The sequence below is a fragment of the Curtobacterium poinsettiae genome, assembly GCF_047226435.1.
GTDB classification, from domain to species: Bacteria; Actinomycetota; Actinomycetes; order Actinomycetales; family Microbacteriaceae; genus Curtobacterium; species Curtobacterium poinsettiae.
Genome location: NZ_CP178434.1, coordinates 3213109 through 3232077 on the forward strand (window position 1 = coordinate 3213109; position 18969 = coordinate 3232077).

Annotated in this window: 14 protein-coding genes; 2 read left to right on the top strand and 12 right to left on the bottom strand. The window is 71.5% G+C overall.

Annotation, left to right across the window (positions count from 1 at the left end):
* Positions 1 to 8: 8 nt before the first annotated feature.
* Both ACL00U_RS15175 and ACL00U_RS15180 read right to left on the bottom strand, forming a co-directional pair.
* Positions 9 to 1880: an alpha/beta hydrolase gene (locus ACL00U_RS15175; RefSeq protein ID WP_412873577.1), complete on the bottom strand. Its 1872-nt coding sequence runs from the start codon at positions 1878 to 1880 to the stop codon at positions 9 to 11.
* A 342-nt stretch (positions 1881 to 2222) separates the two neighbouring features.
* On the bottom strand, positions 2223 to 4670 hold the full coding sequence (locus ACL00U_RS15180) for a GH92 family glycosyl hydrolase (protein ID WP_240048641.1): 2448 nt from the start codon (positions 4668 to 4670) through the stop codon (positions 2223 to 2225).
* Between the two features lie 145 nt (positions 4671 to 4815).
* Between ACL00U_RS15180 and ACL00U_RS15185 the strand changes: the two genes are divergently transcribed.
* On the top strand, positions 4816 to 5991 hold the full coding sequence (locus tag ACL00U_RS15185; protein ID WP_017888120.1) for a MalY/PatB family protein: 1176 nt from the start codon (positions 4816 to 4818) through the stop codon (positions 5989 to 5991).
* A gap of 184 nt (positions 5992 to 6175) precedes the next feature.
* Here the strand turns inward: ACL00U_RS15185 and nagB are convergent, their stop codons facing one another.
* Positions 6176 to 6961 carry a glucosamine-6-phosphate deaminase gene (nagB, locus tag ACL00U_RS15190; protein ID WP_274007368.1) on the bottom strand — a complete coding sequence of 262 codons (786 nt, stop codon included), beginning with the start codon at positions 6959 to 6961 and terminating at the stop codon, positions 6176 to 6178.
* 60 nt (positions 6962 to 7021) lie between these two features.
* On the opposite strand from nagB, the gene ACL00U_RS15195 reads away from it, so the two are divergent.
* Positions 7022 to 7501 (top strand): NUDIX hydrolase, encoded by a 480-nt coding sequence (locus ACL00U_RS15195; protein ID WP_017888122.1) that lies wholly within the window; start codon positions 7022 to 7024, stop codon positions 7499 to 7501.
* 164 nt (positions 7502 to 7665) lie between these two features.
* Here ACL00U_RS15195 and ACL00U_RS15200 read toward each other — a convergent pair whose 3' ends face one another.
* The 9 genes from ACL00U_RS15200 to ACL00U_RS15240 all read right to left on the bottom strand — a co-directional run bounded on the left by ACL00U_RS15200 (position 7666) and on the right by ACL00U_RS15240 (position 18955).
* Positions 7666 to 8736, bottom strand: a complete 1071-nt coding sequence (locus ACL00U_RS15200) for an ABC transporter ATP-binding protein (protein WP_017888123.1) — start codon at positions 8734 to 8736, stop codon at positions 7666 to 7668.
* Positions 8733 to 9647 (bottom strand): ABC transporter permease, encoded by a 915-nt coding sequence (locus ACL00U_RS15205; RefSeq protein ID WP_082509733.1) that lies wholly within the window; start codon positions 9645 to 9647, stop codon positions 8733 to 8735. Before ACL00U_RS15205 ends, ACL00U_RS15200 begins: the two co-directional genes overlap by 4 nt.
* On the bottom strand, positions 9644 to 10609 hold the full coding sequence (locus ACL00U_RS15210) for an ABC transporter permease (protein ID WP_412873578.1): 966 nt from the start codon (positions 10607 to 10609) through the stop codon (positions 9644 to 9646). The genes ACL00U_RS15205 and ACL00U_RS15210 overlap by 4 nt, the downstream gene beginning before the upstream one ends.
* A 5-nt stretch (positions 10610 to 10614) precedes the next feature.
* On the bottom strand, positions 10615 to 11757 hold the full coding sequence (locus ACL00U_RS15215; protein WP_017888126.1) for an ABC transporter substrate-binding protein: 1143 nt from the start codon (positions 11755 to 11757) through the stop codon (positions 10615 to 10617).
* 228 nt (positions 11758 to 11985) lie between these two features.
* The gene (locus tag ACL00U_RS15220; RefSeq protein WP_214518621.1) at positions 11986 to 12849 is read right to left on the bottom strand and encodes an NAD(P)H-hydrate dehydratase; all 864 of its coding nucleotides are present in this window, start codon (positions 12847 to 12849) and stop codon (positions 11986 to 11988) included.
* Positions 12839 to 13579 carry a histidine phosphatase family protein gene (locus ACL00U_RS15225; RefSeq protein ID WP_042539822.1) on the bottom strand — a complete coding sequence of 247 codons (741 nt, stop codon included), beginning with the start codon at positions 13577 to 13579 and terminating at the stop codon, positions 12839 to 12841. The genes ACL00U_RS15220 and ACL00U_RS15225 overlap by 11 nt, the downstream gene beginning before the upstream one ends.
* 385 nt (positions 13580 to 13964) lie before the next feature.
* Entirely contained in the window at positions 13965 to 17000 is a 3036-nt protein-coding gene (locus ACL00U_RS15230) for an alpha-mannosidase (protein ID WP_412873579.1), read from the bottom strand.
* A 105-nt stretch (positions 17001 to 17105) separates the two neighbouring features.
* Positions 17106 to 17999, bottom strand: a complete 894-nt coding sequence (locus tag ACL00U_RS15235; protein WP_371830315.1) for a carbohydrate ABC transporter permease — start codon at positions 17997 to 17999, stop codon at positions 17106 to 17108.
* Between the two features lie 5 nt (positions 18000 to 18004).
* Positions 18005 to 18955, bottom strand: a complete 951-nt coding sequence (locus tag ACL00U_RS15240) for a carbohydrate ABC transporter permease (protein ID WP_017888131.1) — start codon at positions 18953 to 18955, stop codon at positions 18005 to 18007.
* Between the last annotated feature and the right edge of the window lie 14 nt (positions 18956 to 18969).

Here is an 18969-nt window from a genome sequence, read left to right on the forward strand (position 1 = left end):
CCCACGGTTCAGAGCATCGGGTCACCGGTGCCCCCGGTCTGCCAGCCGTACATGAGCCAGTCGTCCTTGGTCTGCTGCCGCATCCGGTCGAAGGGGCCGCCCCGCTCGGGGATCTCGTCCCCGTGCCCCATCGCCGCTCGTGCAGCGTTGTACTGGGCGGTGGTCCCGTTGTCGAAGTAGGAGTACCGGCCGTCGTCGTCATCGCCGTCGTACGGCCCGTGGCGGGTGACGCCGTGCCGGGTGTCCGACCCACGACCCTCGGTCTCGGAGCTGAACTCGTGCGCGTCCCACGTGGACTCGGTCGGGTCACGGCGACCGGACAGGTTCTGCCCGGTGACGGCCCAGCCGTCCTTCGCGCCCTGGGTGGCGAAGACCTGTCCCTCGGGCACGTGCAGTGCGGACGCCTTCGGTGCGGCGTCCGTGACGCCGGCCGAGCCGAACAGCACCACGTGGTCGGCGTGCGTCTTCGTCAGGGCGATCGTCGCCACGGTCGTGCCGTAGGAGTGCCCCATGACGGTCAGGTCGGCGTCCCGCCCGGCAGCGGCTCGTGCCGCGTGGAACCCGTCGAGGTCGGCCACGAGCCGGCCCGCGCCCGCCTGCGCGCGGTCGTCCGCCAGGACGGTCCGGAACGATGGGTCGTCAGCCATCGGCGGGTGGTAGCCGATCCAGGACAGGACGGCCACGTCGCCCGCGCGGGCACCGGACACCCGGACCTGTTCCGCACGCATGCCGATGGCGATCGCGCTGTAGTCCTGCACCGTGCCGTCCTGGTACGTCGCGGTGTTCATGCCCGGCACGATGACGCTGACGTGCGTGGCACGGTCGAGGTCACCCGCGACGATCTGCGCGAGCGGTGGACGGTCGTCGACGAGTGCCACCAGTGAGACCGGCGTCGTCGCGAGGGTGTCCTGGATGTTCCGGTAGGCGTCACGCTGCCGTTCCCAGACGAGCAGCTGCTCGCGCGCCGCGGCCGCGTCGGCGGGGTTCCGGGCGGCGTCGTGCAGCTCGCGCCAGTGGCGCACCTGCCGCCGTGCGTGTGCGAGCCGGTCGGCCAAGACCGTCGTGTTCGCCCGTGCCCGCGCCCAGGAGGCGACACCGTTCAGGTTGCCGATGACCGCCGGCATCGCCGCGACGAACGCCCGCTGGGCCGCGGACGGCGCACCGTCGACGCCCGACATCGCCTGCCACCACCCGGCGACCTGCGCCGCGTCGATGCCGGCGAGCCGCTTCGCGACCCGCGAGTCGCCACCGAGCGCAGCGATGCTCTCCGGATCGAGGGTGGCGAGCCACGTGAGGAACTGCCCGTCGCTCATCGCGGACACGACCGCGGCGGAGACCAGCTTGCCGAGCACCGAGCGGTCCTCGAGCGCAGCGGCCGCCGCTCGGTCAGCTGCGGCCCGGCGGGCGACGAGCTCGTCCCACTGCGCCGACAGCCGAGCGTCCAGCCCGGCCAGCCACTCGCCGCTGTGCTGCAGCTGTTGCAGGAGTGCCCGATCCGACTCGACCGCGTCCGGTCCGGATGCCGCCGCGGTCGCGTCGCGGATTGCTCGGTCGTTGGCCGCGATGTCGTCCGCGGTGTTCCGCCGCGTCGTCTGCAGGCTCGCGGCGTCGTCCTGGATCTCCCGCACCTGGCGCGCGTAGGTGGCGAGTGCAGCCGACGCCGCGTCCAGCCTCGCCGCGACGCGATGCGCACTCGCCGGCATCGCCGCTGCCGCCACGAGGAACTGTTGTTGTGCCCGCCCCGCCCAGCCCGAGGCGGCGTGCTCGGCAGCGACGAGCACGTGCCGGGCGCCGTCACGGACCGCGTCCGAGCGGTCTTCGTGCCTTCGGGCGATCCGCTGGATGCCGTCCGGATCGCCCGCGACGGGGTCCGCGCTCACCGGACCCGCCGGGCGAGGTCGGCGTCCGCCCGCAGGACTGCTTCGGCGGCGGTGGTCACGTACGCACGGAGTGTGTCCGCGTCGTCGCCGAGCGAACGGATCATCGCATCGTGGGCCGAGGACGATGCGATGAACGCGGATGCGACCGCCCCTGAGCCGAACGCACCGCCGTCCGAACCGGACAACGGTCGCTCGGGATGCAGGTCAGTGACCGCTCGCCCCGCCGCTCGCGCGACCGCTTGCATGGTCGGCAGATCGACCGTCAGATCCCCCATGGTTCCCCCTCGTGTTCCCCGAGGAGGTCAACATATCACCGCTGAAGTACGGTGTGTCAAGGAGTGTTCAGTGATCGATCGGGCGCCCCCGCTCGCCGCTCGCCCAGCCCGTGTCCGCCGAGTTGCCCACCCGCAGCGACAGCGTCCCGCCACGCGTCACGAACGACGCCGGCACCCACGACCGCTCGTGGGTCCACCCGTTCAACCGCGCCCCCTGCACGTACGGCTCGGTCCCCGAGGACCGGATCACGAGCCGCTCGCCGCTGGAGCGTCGGATGTCGACCGTGCTGAACGTCGGGCTGCCGATGAGCATCTCCGCTCGCCCGGGCGTCTGCGGGAACAGGCCGATCGAAGCGAAGACGTACCAGGCGCTCATCGTGCCGAGGTCGTCGTTGCCCGGCAGCCCACCGGGGCCGGTCGAGTAGGCGTCGTCCACGACCCGGCGCACGGTCTCCTGCGTCTTCCAGGGCGTGCCGAGTGCGTTGTACATCCAGGGTGTGTGGATGTCGGGTTCGTTCGTCGGGTCGAACTTCGTGGCGTCCCCGCCCGTGACGGCCCAGTTGCCCGAGGCGTCGTGGAAGAAGTCGTCGAGCCGTGCGACGGCGGCGTCGTCACCACCGAGCGCGCTCGACAGCCCCCGCACGTCCTGCGGCACGAGCCAGGTGTACTGCGCACTGGTGCCCTGCGCGAACCCGGTGCCGGTCGAGGGCGACCAGCCCGGCGTCCACGATCCGTCGGCCTGCCGAGCGGCTTGGTGGCCGACCGCCGCGTTGAAGGTGTTCTTCCAGTACCCACCACGAGCGGCGAACATCCGGGCATCGGAGTGCAGTCCGAGTGCGCCTGCCCAGTACCCGAGCGCGCTGTCGGAGATCGAGTCCTCGAGGGTCTCGGCCGCACCACCCCAGCAGGCGCAGTCGTCGTTCGCGGCGTACTGCCGATCCAGGTACTCGTCGAGCGCGGGCCGCTGCGACAGGCACTGTCCGGGGCACCCGACGTCGCTCTCGGCGTCCGCGTTCTCGACCGTCGCCTGGCGCTTGAGGGAGGCGTACGCGGCCCGGACGTCGAAGTTCCGGACGCCCATGGCGTACCAGGTGGCGAGCGTCGCGGCCGAGGGGTCGCCGGTCATCACGTGCGTCGGCGCTCCGAGGTGCAGCCACCGGTCCCACACCCCGCCGTTCTGCTCGGCGAACCGCAGCATCGACTGCGCCATGTCCCCGGCGACGTCCGGCCGCAGCAGGGCCAGCAGCTGGATCTGCGCCCGGTACTGGTCCCACCCGGAGTACGTGCCGTAGACGGCCCGGTGTCCGCGGTCCATCCGGTGCACCCGCAGGTCCGGCCCGAGGTAGCGCCCGTCGCGGTCGTTCAGCGTGTTCGGCTGCATGAGTGCGTGGTAGACGGACGTGTAGAGCTGGGTGGTGCGGTCCGCCGTGCCGCCACCGACGCGCAGGCGCGACAGTTCACGGTTCCAGGAGGCCCGTGTGCCTGCCGCGACGCTGGCGACGGTCGAGCGCCCGGTCACCTCGCCGTCACGGTTCGCGACCGCCCCGGCCGCGCTCACGTACGAGATGCCGATCTTCGCCTGCACCGTCGCTCCGCGACGCGCATCGAACCCGACCCACGCGCCGGAGCCGCGTCCGGCGCGGTCGGCGCCGGTCAGGTAGCCCTCCCCACCGGAGGAGGACGTGCCTCCAGGCTGGACCGTGCCGTCCTTCCAGGTGCCGGTGCTCGCGAACGCCGTGTCGAAGGTCGCGGTGAAGTAGAGGCGGTAGTAGCTGCGACGGTCCGGGTTGGTGGCGCCGCCGCCGTTCGCGCGGCGGCTGCAGAAGCCGCCGGTCAGGACGCTGCCGCTGACGGTGCGGGTGCGGGGGTCGACGCGGGTGACCGCGGCCTCGCTGCCGTTGATCGAGTTCGAGGTGCGGAACAGCAGGTTCGCGTCCTTGCCCGCCGGGAACGTGAACGCACCGACGCCGGCACGCGTGGTCACGGCGAGGTCGGTGCGGACGCCGTTGTCGAGCGTCACGCCGTAGCGGCCGGGGCTCGCCGACTCCTGGTCGTGCGAGTACCCGGCGGCGTAGACGGCGTCCTTCGAGTCGGCCGACGGCGAGGTCGTGACCGGGGTGGTGACCGGCATGATCGGCACGTCGCCGGCTGCACCCGGAGCGCACCCGGCGCCGTTCAGGTGCGTCAGGCTGAAGCCACGCAAGCGGTTCACGTCGTACGAGTACCCGTTCGCGACCGGGGTCGACGTCTGGTCACCCGCGGTGCCCGTGGGACTCCACTGCATCATCCCGAACGGCGCCGTGGCACCCGGCCAGGTGTTGCCGTTGTTGCTCGTGCCGATGAAGGGGTCGACGTACCGCGCAGGATCGCTGACGGTCCGCCCGGCCTGTGCCGAGGGCGAGCCCACAGCGGGCGCGGCGACGATCCCCGTTCCCACCAGGGCGGCGATCGCGGCCACCGCGGCGAGCGGGAACGGACGGACGAGCGGGCGACGGTGCACGCGAGATCGGTTCACATCGGCGACGCTAGCCCCCTCGGACGGGGGACGCCGCCCGCGTCACCGATCGCTCTCCCGCTGTTCACGTCGGGTCCGGCGTCGGACGCGGCCCGCGCGGCGCCCGACCCTCGCGCCCCGCGGGGGTCGCTGTCAGGATGGGCGCATGAGCGTCATGGTGTCCGTCTTCGATGCGTACCGGTCCCGCACGAGCGAGAAGTACACGGCCTACCCGCCGGACGTGCTCCCCATGTTCGTCGCCGAGATGGACAGCATGCTCGCCGAACCGATCCGCGACGCCCTGGTCACGGCGGTGACGAACGGCGACACCGGCTACGTCGGGCACGGACGGGCCCTGCCCGAGGCGTTCGCCGACTTCGCCGAGAGCCGGTGGGCGTGGCGGGTCGACCCCGACCTGGTCCGCACCACCACGGACGTGTCGGTCGCTGCGGTCGAGGTGCTGCGCCGGGTCATCGAGCCGGGCGACCAGGTCGTCATCATGCCGCCCGTGTACCCGCCGTTCTGGGAGTACGTGTCCGAGGCCGGCGGCACCGTCACCGAGGTCCCGCTGCTCGCCCCCGCGGGCCCGGCCGACCCCTTCGACACCACGGCCGGCTGGCGGATGGACCTCGACGGCCTCGCGCAGGCGTTCGCCGACGGAGCCCGCACGGTGCTGCTCTGCAACCCGCACAACCCCCTCGGGCTGGTGCACGACCGCGAGTCGCTCGTCGCACTCGCGAAGCTGGCCGCCGAGTGGGACGCCGTCGTGGTGTCCGACGAGATCCACGCGCCGCTCGTGCACGCCGACGCGGTCTTCACGCCGTTCCTGGAGTCCTGCCCCGAGGCCGCGTCGCTCGGCGTCGCCCTGACGAGCGCGAGCAAGGCCTGGAACCTCGCCGGCACGAAGTGCGCGATGATGATCGGCGCCTCGGAGCGGGCCCGCGCGTGGTTCGACGGCCTGCCGACCGAGGTCGTCGAGCGCACCGGCATCCTCGGCTACACGGCGAGCGTCGCGGCCTTCAGCGAGGGCGGACCGTGGCTGGCGTCACTGCTCACCGAGCTCGCGGCGAACCGTCGGACCCTGGCCGAGCGGATCGGCGACGTGCTGCCCGGCGCCGAGTACCGGCAGCCGCAGGCGTCGTACCTGGCGTGGCTCGACCTGCGGGCGCTGCCGTGGGGCGACGATCCCGCAGCGGAGCTCGTCGACCGGGCGAAGGTGGCGCTCGGCTCCGGCCCGGCGTTCGGACGGCAGGGCCGGGGCTTCGCGCGGCTGAACTTCGGGTGCTCGGCGGAGACCCTCGACGAGGGACTCAGCCGCCTGGCCGCAGCCGCCCGCGCCTGAACCCGAGCTGCGTCGACCGGCGTGTGGCTGCCGCGAGACGCCGGCGTGTGGCTGCCGCGAGACGCCGGCGTGTGCGTTCGACGCCCTGCAATCGTCGAGACGCCGCGGGATTCGGCGGCGTCTCGACGCTTCGGCGGCGCCGGGGCAAGACGCCGGCGTGTGAGTGGAGAGAAGGGCGCAGCGCCTACTCGAACCGCTGCCAGGCCGGCTTGTTCGCGTACGTGTAGCGGTAGTAGTCGGCGAGCTGCAGCCCGGCGGCGGCTTCCTCGTCGACGACGACGGTCGCGTGCTCGTGCAGCTGCAGGGCCGAACCGGGCACGAAGGAGCTGAGCGGCCCCTCGACCGCGGCGGCGACGGCCGCTGCCTTCGACGGCCCCTGGGCGACGAGGACGAGCTCGCGGGCCTCGAGGATGGTGCCGAGCCCCTGCGTCATGCAGTGCGTCGGGACCTGTTCGGGCGAGTCGAAGAAGCGCGCGTTGGCGTCACGGGTCGACGGCGCGAGGGTCTTGATGCGGGTGCGCGAGGCGAACGACGACGTCGGCTCGTTGAACCCGATGTGGCCGTTCGCTCCGATGCCGAGGATCTGCACGTCGATCCCACCGGCGGCACGGATCGCGGCGTCGTACTCCTTGGCCGCGAACTCCAGGTCGGCGGCACGGCCGTCCGGCACACGCACACGCGACGCGTCGAAGCCGAGCGGGGCCACGGCGTCGCGGGCGATCACGGCCGCGTAGGACTCGGGGTGCTCGAGCGGGATGCCGACGTACTCGTCGAGGGCGAACCCACGCGCCTCGGCGAACGAGATCTCACCAGCCTGCACCCGGCGCCGCAGGTCGGCGTAGATGCCCTGCGGGCTGGATCCGGTGGCGAGACCGATGACGGCGGACGGCTTCTTGGCGACGACGGACGCGATCTTGGCCGCGGCGACGCGACCGACCTCGTCCGGCGTGGGCAGGATGATGATCTCCACACCACCAGCCTACTGGTCATGACCAGTCTGCGACAGGGGTCGGGTGGGTAGCGTGGAGGCATGCCGACCCCCGACTTCGTCCTGTCCCTGCGCGAGAAGATCGGCACGGCACCGCTCTGGCTGTCGGGCGTGAGCGCCATCGTGACCCGCGGCTCCGGCGCCGATCGCGAACTGCTCGTGGTTCGGCGGGCCGACACCGGCGCGTACACCCCGGTCACCGGGATCGTCGACCCGGGCGAGGAACCCGCCGTCGCCGCCGAACGCGAGGTCCTGGAAGAAGCGGACGTCGTCGCCGTCGCCGAACGCCTGGCGTGGGTCCAGGTGCTGCCCGAGATGACCTACCCGAACGGCGACCGCTCGCAGTACCTCGACCTGGTCTTCGCCTGCCGGTACGTCTCCGGCACGCCGAACCCCGCCGACGGCGAGAACACCGAGGCGTTCTGGGCCCGGCTCGACGCACTGCCCGACATGTCCGAGAACATGCGCGCACGCGTCGAGGCCGGGCTCGCCGACGAGCGCGAGGCGCGCTTCCAGCGCTGACCTCACCGGCCTGGAGGCGCGGTGCCAGGCCGCCACGGGCCTCCCGTCCGCCCGTCGGTCGCGCCCACCCCGCCGAAGCGACAGTGTGCCGCGAACGTTCCGCGGCGAACTGTCGCTTCCGCAGAGGACACCGGCAGGCCCGGCGGGAACTGTCGCCCTCGCGACTACGCGAGCGGCGCGACGGCGACGGGTGCGCCGAGCAGGCGCACGGCGACGGGGTCGCCGGTGGCCCGGCGGTCACCGACCTCGTGCTGGACGGTCACGACGGTGTCGTCGTCCAGGCGGACGGTGGTGCGGCGGATCGACCCGAGGAAGCTCGAGCTGACGACGGTGCCGGTGACGCCCTCGGCGGCGAAGGCGATGTCCTCCGGTCGGACGTAGGCGAGCACCGGTCCGTCCGCGATCGACGAGTCGAGCGCCGGCACGCGGAACCCGTAGACGAACACGTCCGCGCCGCGCAGGTCGCCCTGCAGCCGGTTCGACTGCCCGACGAAGTCCGCGGTGAACGCCGACGACGGGGTGCGGTAGAGCTCCTCGGGCGTGCCGATCTGCTCGATGTCACCCGCCTGCATCACGGCGATCCGGTCGGAGACGGCGAGCGCTTCCTCTTGGTCGTGCGTGACGAACACGGTGGTGATGCCGAGGTCGCTCTGGATGCGGCGGATCTCGTCGCGCAGTGAGACCCGGACCTTCGCGTCGAGCGCCGACAGCGGCTCGTCGAGCAGGAGCACACGGGGCCGGGTGACGAGCGCTCGGGCCAGGGCGACACGCTGCTGCTGCCCACCCGAGAGCTGGTGCGGGTACCGCTCGGCGAACTCGCCGAGGCGGACCATGTCGAGGGCCTCGACGACGCGGGTCTTGCGCTCGGCGGCGGGGACCCGGCGCATCTCGAGACCGAAGGCGACGTTCTGCCGGACCGTCATGTGCGGGAACAGCGAGTACTGCTGGAACACCATGCCGATGTCGCGCTTGTTGACCGGAGTGTCCGCGACGTCCTGGCCGTCGATGCGGATGGAGCCGGCGTCGATGGCCTCGAGGCCCGCGAGTGCTCGGAGCGCGGTCGTCTTGCCGCAGCCGGACGGACCGAGGAGCGAGACGAACTCCCCCGGCTCGACCCGGAGCGACAGTCCGGCGAGGGCCCGGTGCGGGCCGTAGTGCTTCTCGACGGCGTGCAGTTCGACGACGGCACCGGTGGTGGCGAGGGACGCCGGGGCTACCGGGGCGGTGACGGTCATGCGGACTCCTCGAGTCGGGGACGACGGGTGGTGCGGGTGCGGCGGACGCGGGTGGTGCGGCGGGTCCCGATCCGGCCGATGAGGACGAGCAGCACGAAGCCGAACAGGAGCGCGGCGACCGAGAAGATGGCGGCGACGTACGGGTCGGTCCCCTGCACGAGGACGAGCCCGGTCTGGAACGTGGAGCGGGAGAGGAACGAGGCGAGGGTGTACTCGCCGAGGACCACGGTGATCGTCAGGAAGCACGCGGCGGTGATGCCCCGGCGCAGGTTCGGCAGGAGCACGCGCCAGGTGACGGTCCACCACGAGGCGCCGAGCGACCTGGCCGCCTCGGACAGGACGATCAGGTCCGTCGCCGTGATGGCGGCCGCGATCGGGCGGAACGCGAACGGGAGCGTGATGATGCCGATCGCGAACGCCAGCGTCCACGAGCCGGACCCGAAGACCTGCGAGACGACCTGGTACACGGGGATGAACCCGACGACGAGCACCACGACCGGCACGGTGATCGGCACGATGCAGACGAACTCCAGGACGCTCCGGAGCCTGGGGTAGCGGAGCGCGGTGATGATCTGGGCGGGCAGCAGCACGAACAGCACGATCCCGACGGTGATCACGGCGATGAGCAACGACGCCCCGAGCCCGTCGAACACCGGCTGGTAGGTGAAGGCGTTGGCCGGGTCACCGATCGCCGCCCAGTGCGCGAGGGTGAGCCCACCGTCCGTGCCCTGCCGGAAGGTGAACTGCAGCAGCGCGACCAGCGGGACGGCGAACAGGAGCCCGATCACGGTGAGCACGATGGCTGCCGCACCACGGGACGGGGCGGTGCCGAACCGGCGGACGCGGGACGAGCCTCCAGACCGGACGGGACGTACCGGCCGCACCGGCCGCACCGGAGCCGCGGCGCTCATCGCTGCCACCTGGCGGCCCGGCGCTGCAGCAGCGAGTAGGCGCCCATCACGACCGCCATCACGACGACCATGCCGAAGGCGAGCACCCCGGCGACGTTCTGCAGGCCGACGATTGTCTCGCTGGTGAGCTGCGTGCGGATGGTGAGCGGCACGATGCCGCCCTGGGAGATGAGGGCCGCGGCGGTGGCGTACGACGAGAAGCCGTTCGCGAAGAGCAGCAGGAGCGACCCCCAGAACGCCGGCGCCAGCACGGGCAACGCGATGCGGCGCCAGTACGTCAGGCGCGAGGCGCCGAGCGTCGCCGCGGCCTCACCCCACTGCGCTTTGACGCCCTCGAGTGCGGGCATGAACGTGAGGACCATGAGCGGCACCTGGAAGTAGACGTAGGGGATCACGAGCCCGGGCACCGTGTACAGGAAGGCCCCGTCGGCGTTGAGGTCGACGTGGAAGACCGTGACCAGCCAGGTCGTGACGAGTCCCTGCACGCCGATCGTGGCGATGAACGCGAACGCGAGCATGACGCCGCCGAACTGGGCGAGGACGCTGGCCGCCGAGTCGATCATCGACCGGACCAGTCCGTCCGGCCGCAGCGCCGAGAGCGCCCAGCAGACGACCGCGCCGATGACCGCGCCGATGACCGCGGATGCGGCGGACAGGCCGAAGGACCCGGCGAACGCCTGCAGCACCGAGGGGTCGGCGAAGGCTGCGAGGTTCGCGAGCGTGAACGCGCCGGAGCCGTCGAAGAACCCGCTGCCGATCGCGATCACGGCGGGGACGGCGAGGAAGAGCAGGACGTAGGCGGCGAAGGGGGTCAGCCCCAGCCAGGCGAGGCCGACGCGGCGCCGGACACGGGGTCCGGCGCCGCGTCGGACGGCATCGGCGGGCGCCGCCGCGAACGCCGTGCGCGCAGTGCTCGGGGCGCTCGTCGCCGTCGCGGGCGCGTCTGCCGATGCGGTGGTCATGCTGCTCAGGACCCCATCGTCGAGGACCACTTGGCCTTGAGCACCTTCGCGGCGGCGGCGACCTGCGCGTCGGTCAGCTCGACGTAGTCCTTCGGCGCACCACCGGCAGCGTCGAGGGCGTCCTGGTCGACCTTGCCCGACTTCGTCAGCGCGGCGAGGGTGGACGGGAAGGCGCCGGCCTGCAGGTACAGGTTCTGGACCTCGGGGCTGGCGATGTACTCCTCCCACAGGCGGGCGGCCGCGGGGTGCGGGGCGTCCTTGTTGATGGCCTGCGAGTAGTACGAGCCGAGCGCCTGCCCCTTCGGGACGACGGTCTTCCAGTCCTTGTTGCCCGAGCCGCCGGCGGCGGGACCCCAGGCCAGGTTGTTGTACGACCACTGGACGACGACCGGGGTCTCACCCGAGGCGACGGTGGCCTGCGTCGGCAGCACGTTCTGGAAGTTGCCGGCCTGCTTGAGCTTGCCGAAGAAGTCGACGCCCTTGGTGATGTCGTCGGCCGAACCGCCGTTCTCCAGCGCCGCCAGGTACACCGCGGACGCGGCCTGGTTGGCCTGCGTCGGGTCGCCGCCGATCGAGACCTTGCCCTTGTACTCGGAACCGAGCAGGTCCGTCATGTCCTTCGGGGCGTCGGAGATCTTCGACGAGTCGTACCCGATCGACATCAGGCCGGTGTAGTCGCGCGTCCAGGCGCCGTCCTTGTCCTTCAGGTTGGTGGGGATGTCGTCCCAGTTCGCGACCTTGTAGTCGGCGAACAGGTCGAGGTTCTCCTGCAGCACGGCGTTGCCGAGGTCGAGCACGTCGGGGGCGGTGGACTGGCCCTTCTGCGACTTGACCGCTGCCACCTCGTCGGCGCTCGAGCCGTTCGGGTTCGCGGAGTTGATCTTGATGCCGTACTTCTTGGTGAAGCCGTCGATGATCTTGCCGTAGTTGGCCCACGTCGGCGGGAGCGTGATGACGTTGAGCTGGCCCTCGGCCTTGGCGGCCTTGACCAGGGCGTCCATGCCGCCGGCGGACTGGGCGCTGGTGGTGGTCTTCCAGTCGGCGTCGCCCTTGCTCGTGCTGGCGGAGCTCGTCGAGGAGCATCCGGCGAGGGTGACGACTGCGGCGGCGGCCAGGGCGATGCCGGCCAGGGTGCGCTTGTGCTGCACGGGTGGGCCTTTCGGGTGGGAGAGGGTGCTGCGCCAGACCGGGTGTCCGGGTTCTGGTCGATCGTGGACGCAGCCGGTTTCCGGCCCGTGCTCCGGTGGTGAACGACGGCGGAACAGCGGGTGCGGCTGTACGCATTGCTCGTTCTGGGCGCAGGGTCGCGCCCGCACCAGGCCTGGAGGCGCGGATGCGGTTCACGACGACGGTCCCGCGGGTCGTTCCGGGCGCGCTCAGGCTCCGAGTTCGACGAGGACCCGCGGGATCTCGGTCACGAGTTCGCTCGCCAGGTAGCCGAGTGGTCCGACCTGCACCGCGAGCCGGTCACCGGCGGCAGCGTGCACGTACGACGCCCACGCCACGGCCTGTGCCGGATCGGCACCGCGGGCGAGCAACCCGGTGACCGCGCCGGACAGCACGTCCCCGCTCCCGCTGGTGCCGAGACCACCCGAGCCGGTGCCCTTGAGCCACGCACGACCGTGCGGTGTCGCGATGGCGTCACCGAGGGCGACGACCGCACCGAACCGGTTCGCGATCGCGACGGCGTCGGCCACGCCGTCGTCGCTGCACTCCCGACCGAGCAGGCGTTCTGCCTCGCCGGAGTTCGGCGTCATCACGAGCCGTCCACGCAGCGGTTCGAGGCGGTCCCGTACGTCGGCGGCGACACCGAGGGCGAAGGCGTCGAGCACGACGGTGGTCCGCGGACCGACGACGTCGGCGAGTCCGGCCACGAGGTCACGGGAACCGTCCGGTTCGTCGAGTCCCGGGCCGACCAGCACGGCATCGGCGCTCGAGGCGCTGTCCGCGATGCCCTCGATCGCGCCGACGGCGATGTGCCCGTCCTCGTCCTCGTCGAGGGGCTCGACCCCGGACTCGGGCACGGCGACCGCGACCTCGTTCGCGACGCTCCGGCCGACGGCCAGGGTGAGGCGACCGGCGCCGACGCGGAGTGCGGCGAGCGCCGAGAGCAGCGCGGCTCCCGGGGTGCGAGCCGCGCCCCCGATGACGAGCACCTGCCCGCGGCCGTACTTGCCGGCACCGGGTTCTGGCAGCGGCCAGTCCCGCAGGAAGTTCGGGGTGACGGGTTCAGTGGACATGTTCGTCGTCCTTCCGGCCGGTGTGCTCGGTGACCTCGTCGTCGTCCAGGTGTCCGACCGAGGAGAACTCCTCGAGGACCCACGGCGACCCGGCGCCGTCGCGTCGGAGTCGGGTGAGGGAGGCGTTGGCGACCGCGTGGGTGTGGGCGAACTCCATGAGTGCCGGCTCGTCGAGGTCGAGGCACACCGCGACGGCGAGCATCACCACGGCGTCGTGTGCGGCGATCACCAGGCGCTCGACACCGTCGACTCGCTCGAGGTCACCCAGGAGCGTCCGGAGCCGGAGCATCACGTCCGCCCACGACTCCCCGCCCGCGGGCCGGTGGTAGTACTTGCCGAGCCACTGCCGGCGGCGTTCCTCGTCCGGGTACCGGTTGCGGACGCCCTGCAGGGTCAACAGGTCGAGGACGCCGAGTTCGCGGTCGCGCAGGCGCTCGTCCACACGCTTGCGGGGTTCGGCGAGCCCGGCTGCCTCGAGCGCGATGGCGATGGTCTGCTGTGCGCGGAGGTACGGCGACACCCAGAGCGCGACGGGGACGTCGTCCATCCCGCGGTCGGCGAGCTCCTGCCCGAGAGCACGTGACTGGGCGGCGCCGAGCGGGCTGAGCGGGACGTCGGCGTCGCGGAACTCGACGTCGATGACGTCGTCCCCCGCTGCCTCGGCCCGAGCCGCTGCGACGTTCGCGACCGATTCGCCGTGACGGACGAGCCAGATCTCCTGCACTGCCATGCCGCCACGCTAGCCAGAGCGTGCTGTGCCGGTTCACCGGTGCGACGAGGTCACCCCACGCGAGGTCGCCGACGTCGAACCCACCTCGCAACGCCGCGTCCGCAATGCCGGACCGGCCACCCGCCCAGCGGGCCGATGTCGCGAACTGTGGACGGGCCTCCAGGCCTGGGCGGTTGTGGAGGGAAGACGTTTCTTCCCAGAACGGGCGCGATGCCAAGCGGGATCGGGCGTACCTGGCCGGAAGTTCCGACCAGGTACGCCCGATTCGACCAGCCACGCCCGATTCCACCCGGCCAGCCCCGCGCACAACACGGCGCCGAACGGAACGCACCCGTGTCCCGTCCGGCGCCGTGGTCCCTCCCAGCAGTGCGCCGGGCCCGCTGCCTCAGGCCCGACGCACGCGCAGCGTCACGATCTCGAACGGACGCAAGGTCAACGCGACTGCCTGACCGGCCGACCACGAGCGCTCCAGCGGCCGCTCGAGCAGGTCGACCTGCGACACCGACTCGACGTCGAACCCGAAGGCCACCCCGACGTCCGTCGCCCGGCCCCCGAGCCCCTCGTACAGCCGCACGACGACGTCGCCGGAGCGGTCTTCGGCGAGCTTGACGGCCTCGACGAACACCTGCGGCGACGACACCGTGACGAGCGGCTCGATCGGGGTCGACCCGGGGACGCTCCGCACCGGCAGGTTCAGCCGGTACCCGGAGTCTGCGGCGTCGAGCACCGAGGCCCCGATCCGCAGCACCGTCCGGAACACGTGGTGCCCCTGGTCGGCGTTCGGGTCCGGGAACGTCGGTCCGCGCAGCAGCGACTCCCGCACGAGCGTGGTGGTCCCGCCGTCCGCCCGGGTCTCACGCGTGATGTCGTGGCCGTAGGTCGAGTCGTTGGCCACCGCGACGCCGAACCCGGGCTCGGCGACGTGCACCCAGCGGTGCGCCGAGGTCTCGAACCGGGCGTGGTCCCACGAGGTGTTCTGGTGCGTCGGCCGGTCGATGTGCCCGAACTGGATCTCGCTCGAGGCCGACGACGCGAGCACGTCGATCGGGAACGCGAGCTTCAGCAGCTTCTGGTGCTCGTGCCAGTCGACCTCGGTCTCGACGGTCAGCTCCGGTTCGCCCTGCACCGCCGAGTAGCGCGTGGTGAGCGTCGACGATCCGAAGGACCGCTCGACCACGAGCGCGTCGCCTGCGATCGAGACCGACGACGCCGACAGCACCGTGCCGTTGCGCTGGTACGCGCGGTCGATGTCCCAGGCCTCCCACTGGTTCGGGGTGTCGCGGAACACCGTGTACTCGGCCGCCGCCGCGCCTGGCGCGATCGCGTCGCGTCCGGTCGCGGAGTCGACGAAGGACACGACGTGGCCGGCTGCGTCGATGGTCGCGGTGACGACGCCGGTGTCGAAGACGAAGCGGTCGCCTGCCCGGACGGGAGGCACGGGTCGCGGCGCGTGGACGACCGAACCTGCAAGGGCGGTCACCTCTCCCGCCGCGACCGGCGAGGCGTTGAAGCGCACGACCGACGCGGCGTCGTCGGCTGCGCCGGCAGCGGCACCGCTCCCGCCTGCGGCGAGCGCCGTCGTCGCGCTCCCGATAAGCCCCTCGAGCACCTCGGCGACCCGGGCGTACTGCTCCTCGGCGTTCTCGTACACCCACGCGATCGACGACCCCGGCAGGATGTCGTGGAACTGCTGCAGCAGGACGGTGTGCCAGGCGTCCTCGAGTTCGGCGTACGGGTACTCGCTGCCGAGCCGGACGGCCGCCGTCGCTGCCCAGAGCTCGGCTTCGCGCAGCAGGTGCTCGGAGCGGCGGTTGCCCTGCTTCGTGCGGATCTGCGACGTGTAGGTGCCGCGGTGGAACTCCAGGTACATCTCCCCCGACCAGACCCCGGGCGTCGACAGCTCGGCTTCGAGCTGCTCGAACACCTGCGCCGGCGTGCCGAGGGTCACGTGCGGCGACCCGTCGAGGTCGTGCTGGCGGTGTGCGGCACCGACCATCTCGCGGGTGGGACCGCCACCACCGTCGCCGAAGCCGTACAGCAGCATCGACGTGTTGGCGGTGCCGCGCTCCTTGTTGTTCCGTTCGCCGCGGCGCAGGTCGGCCGGTGAGACGTCGGAGTTGTAGGTGTCGGCCGGGGGCAGGTGCGTCAGGACGCGTGAGCCGTCGATGCCCTCCCAGTGGAACGAGGTGTGCGGGATGACGTTCGTCTCGTTCCACGACGGCTTCTGGGTGACGAACCACTTCGAGCCGGCGGCACGGACGATCTGGGGCAGGGCGCCCGAGTAGCCGAACGAGTCAGGGAGCCAGGCCTCGGGGGTGTCGATGCCGAACTCCTCGAGGAAGAAGCGCTTGCCTGCGACGAACTGGCGGGCCAGGGCCTCACCGCCGGGCAGGTTGGTGTCCGACTCGACCCACATGCCACCGACGGGGATCCACCGGCCCTCGGCGACGCGCTGCTTGATGCGCGCGAAGACCTCGGGGTACTCGTCGCGGATCCACGCGTACTGCTGGGCGGACGAGCAGGCGAAGGTGAAGTCGGGGTCGCGGTCCATCAGGTCGAGCACGTTCGAGAACGTCCTGGCGCACTTGCGCTTCGTCTCACGCACGGGCCACAGCCAGGCGGAGTCGATGTGGGCGTGCCCGACGGCGATGGCACGGTGGGCGGCGGGGCTGGCGGGGACGGCGAGCACGGGCGCCAGGACCTGCCGGGCGTCCGCGGCGGTGCCGGCGACGTCGTCCGGGTCCAGGGCGTCGGCGGCCCGTTCGAGCGCGCGCAGGATGTCGGCGCCGCGGGTGCCGTCGGTGGGGAGCTCGGCCATCAGCCCGCGCAGCACCCAGAGGTCCTGCTGCAGTTCCCACACGGTGTCGTCCCGCTCGACGACCTCCAGGGCCTTCAGGCGGTAGATGGGGTCGTCGCCGGCGGTGGAGCGCGAGCCGAGCGGCGTCGCCCCCTGGAACGAGTCGCCGCCGATGTCGGGGTTCGCCCCGGCCTCGATCCAGAGCTCGAAGGACTCCCCCGGGCCGACCTCGAGCGGCACGGTGTCGTTCCGCGGCTCGATCGCCTTGATCGTGGAGCCGTCGGCGCGGAACGCGAGTCCCTCGGCCTGGAACCCGGGCTGCCGCTTGGTGAACCCCAGGTCGACGAGGAGCTCGGCTGTGGTCCCCTGCGCGGTGCCGAAGTCCGCCGGCACGGTGCCGGTCACCCGGAACCACGTCGTGCCCCACGGGCGCCCGCCCCAGTGCGACCCCACCGTGAACGGTGTGTACGTCTCGCCCACGGCGGCGTCGAACGGCACCGGTTCGCCCGGCACCTCCCACGCCTCGATCGTCACCGGCGCCGAGCGACGGAGGACGGCGGGGTCGACACGGTCGCGCACGAGGCGGGCGATCCGGGCCTCGACGAGCGGTTCGTCCTGGTGCATGTGCTTCCTTTCTGGTTCGCGGAACACCGGTGTTCGCGGATCGAACCGCGGTTCGCGGGTGTTCGACGCGCGAACACCGGTGTCTTGCGGGGGTGGGGGCCGGCGTCAGCCCTTGATGCCACCGGCGAGGGCGTTGCCGCCGCCGAGGCCTCGGGACACGATCACGTAGAGGGCGATGACGGGCACGGAGTAGACGATCGAGAACGCGGCGAGCTGGCCGTACGCCACGGCCCCGTTCTGCCCGAAGAAGTTGAAGATGCTCACCGCGGCGGGCACCTTCTCGGGCGAGAGCAGCAGGACGAACGGGACGAAGAAGTTCCCCCACGCCTGGATGAACACGAAGATGAACACGACCGCGATGCCCGGACGCATGAGCGGGATCACGATGCGGGTCAGGGTGGTGAGCATCGAGGCGCCGTCGGTCCATGCCGCCTCTTCGAGCGAGATCGGCACCGAGTCCATGAAGTTCTTCGCCATCCAGATCGCCATCGGCAAGCTGGTGGCGGCGAGGAAGAAGATGCAGCCCCACACGTTGTCGATCAGGTTGAGCGACACGAACAGCGCGTAGACGGGCACCATCATCGCGGTGATCGGCAGGCCGGTGCCGAACAGGATGCTGTACAGGAACGGCTTGTTGACGCGCATCTTGTAGCGGGACAGCGGGTACGCGGCCAGCAGGGCGAACACCACGGTGACGACCGCGGTGCCGCCGGAGAGCAGCAGACTGTTCGCGAGCGGGATGAACGACAGCTCGGGGGTGAGCACCTTGGCGAAGTTGTCGAGCGTGAACTGCGACGGCAGCTTCACCGACAGCGACGCCTGGGTGTCGAACGAGGCGAGCACGAGCCAGAGCAGCGGCACCGCGAAGCACACCGCGATGACGAGCAGCACGACGTTCGACACCCACCGCATGGTGCGGCCGCGCGGCGAGGTCATGTGCATCGACCCCGGTGCGGTCACCGATCGGGTCGTGGTCTGGTCCAGGGACGGGGCTGTCATGGCCATCAGTCCACCTCCGGCTTGAGAGCTCGGATGTAGATGATCGAGAAGACCGCCCCCACCACGAGCAGGATGGTCGCGATCGCGGTCCCGAAGCCGAGCTGCGAGAACTTGAACGCCTCCTGGTACGCCAGGATCGGCAGGGTCGACGAGTTCGTGCCCGGACCGCCGCCGGTCATCACGAAGATCAGCGTGAAGACGGACAGGGTCTGCAGCGTCGTGAGCATGAGGTTCGTCGAGATGCTCCGGCGGATCACCGGGAGCGTGATGTAGACGAGCCGCTGCCAGCCGGTGGCGCCGTCGACCTCGGCGGACTCGGTGATCTCCTCGGGGACCTCCTGCACGGCGGCCGAGTAGACGAGCATCGAGAACGCGGTGCCGCGCCAGATGTTCGCCAGGATCACGGCGAGCATCGGGTACGTGTAGAGCCAGTTCGCGCCGGTGATCCCGATGGACGCGAGGAACGTGTTGAGCGTCCCCTCGTCGTTGAAGAACGCGTACGCCGCGAAGGACGCCACGATCTCGGGCAGGACCCACGCCGCGACCACGAAGGTGCCGACGATCGCCCGCACGGCCTTGTTCGCCGAGCGCATCAGCAGCGCCAGGCCGAGCCCGAGCACGTTCTGCCCCACCACGGCCGAGGCCAGCAGGAAGACGATGGTCAGGATGACGGACTTCGGGAAGTCCGGGTCCTGGAACAGCTCGACGTAGTTCTGGAAGCCGACGAACTGCTGGTCGGCCGCACTCGCACCGGTCAGGGCCGAGTTGGTGAACGACCCGTAGAACGACGAGATGACCGGGCCGAGCAGGAAGATGACGAGCAGGACCAGGGCGGGCAGGAGCGGGACGGCTCGTCCGACGTTCCGCAGTGGTCGCCGCTTGCGCGGCACGGGTGGATCGGTGCGCTTCGGCGCACCGGGCGCCGACAGCGTCGGCGCGAGGGGGGTGCTGGACACGATGGGTGCCTTCC

Coding starts and splice junctions, on each gene's coding strand:
- ACL00U_RS15185 (WP_017888120.1), top strand. CDS start 4,816: ATGAGCGTCATGGTGTCCGTCTTCGATGCGTACCGGTCCCGCACGAGC.
- ACL00U_RS15195 (WP_017888122.1), top strand. CDS start 7,022: ATGCCGACCCCCGACTTCGTCCTGTCCCTGCGCGAGAAGATCGGCACG.
- ACL00U_RS15200 (WP_017888123.1), bottom strand. CDS start 8,736: ATGACCGTCACCGCCCCGGTAGCCCCGGCGTCCCTCGCCACCACCGGT.
- ACL00U_RS15205 (WP_082509733.1), bottom strand. CDS start 9,647: ATGAGCGCCGCGGCTCCGGTGCGGCCGGTGCGGCCGGTACGTCCCGTC.
- ACL00U_RS15210 (WP_412873578.1), bottom strand. CDS start 10,609: ATGACCACCGCATCGGCAGACGCGCCCGCGACGGCGACGAGCGCCCCG.
- ACL00U_RS15220 (WP_214518621.1), bottom strand. CDS start 12,849: ATGTCCACTGAACCCGTCACCCCGAACTTCCTGCGGGACTGGCCGCTG.
- ACL00U_RS15225 (WP_042539822.1), bottom strand. CDS start 13,579: ATGGCAGTGCAGGAGATCTGGCTCGTCCGTCACGGCGAATCGGTCGCG.
- ACL00U_RS15230 (WP_412873579.1), bottom strand. CDS start 17,000: ATGCACCAGGACGAACCGCTCGTCGAGGCCCGGATCGCCCGCCTCGTG.
- ACL00U_RS15235 (WP_371830315.1), bottom strand. CDS start 17,999: ATGACAGCCCCGTCCCTGGACCAGACCACGACCCGATCGGTGACCGCA.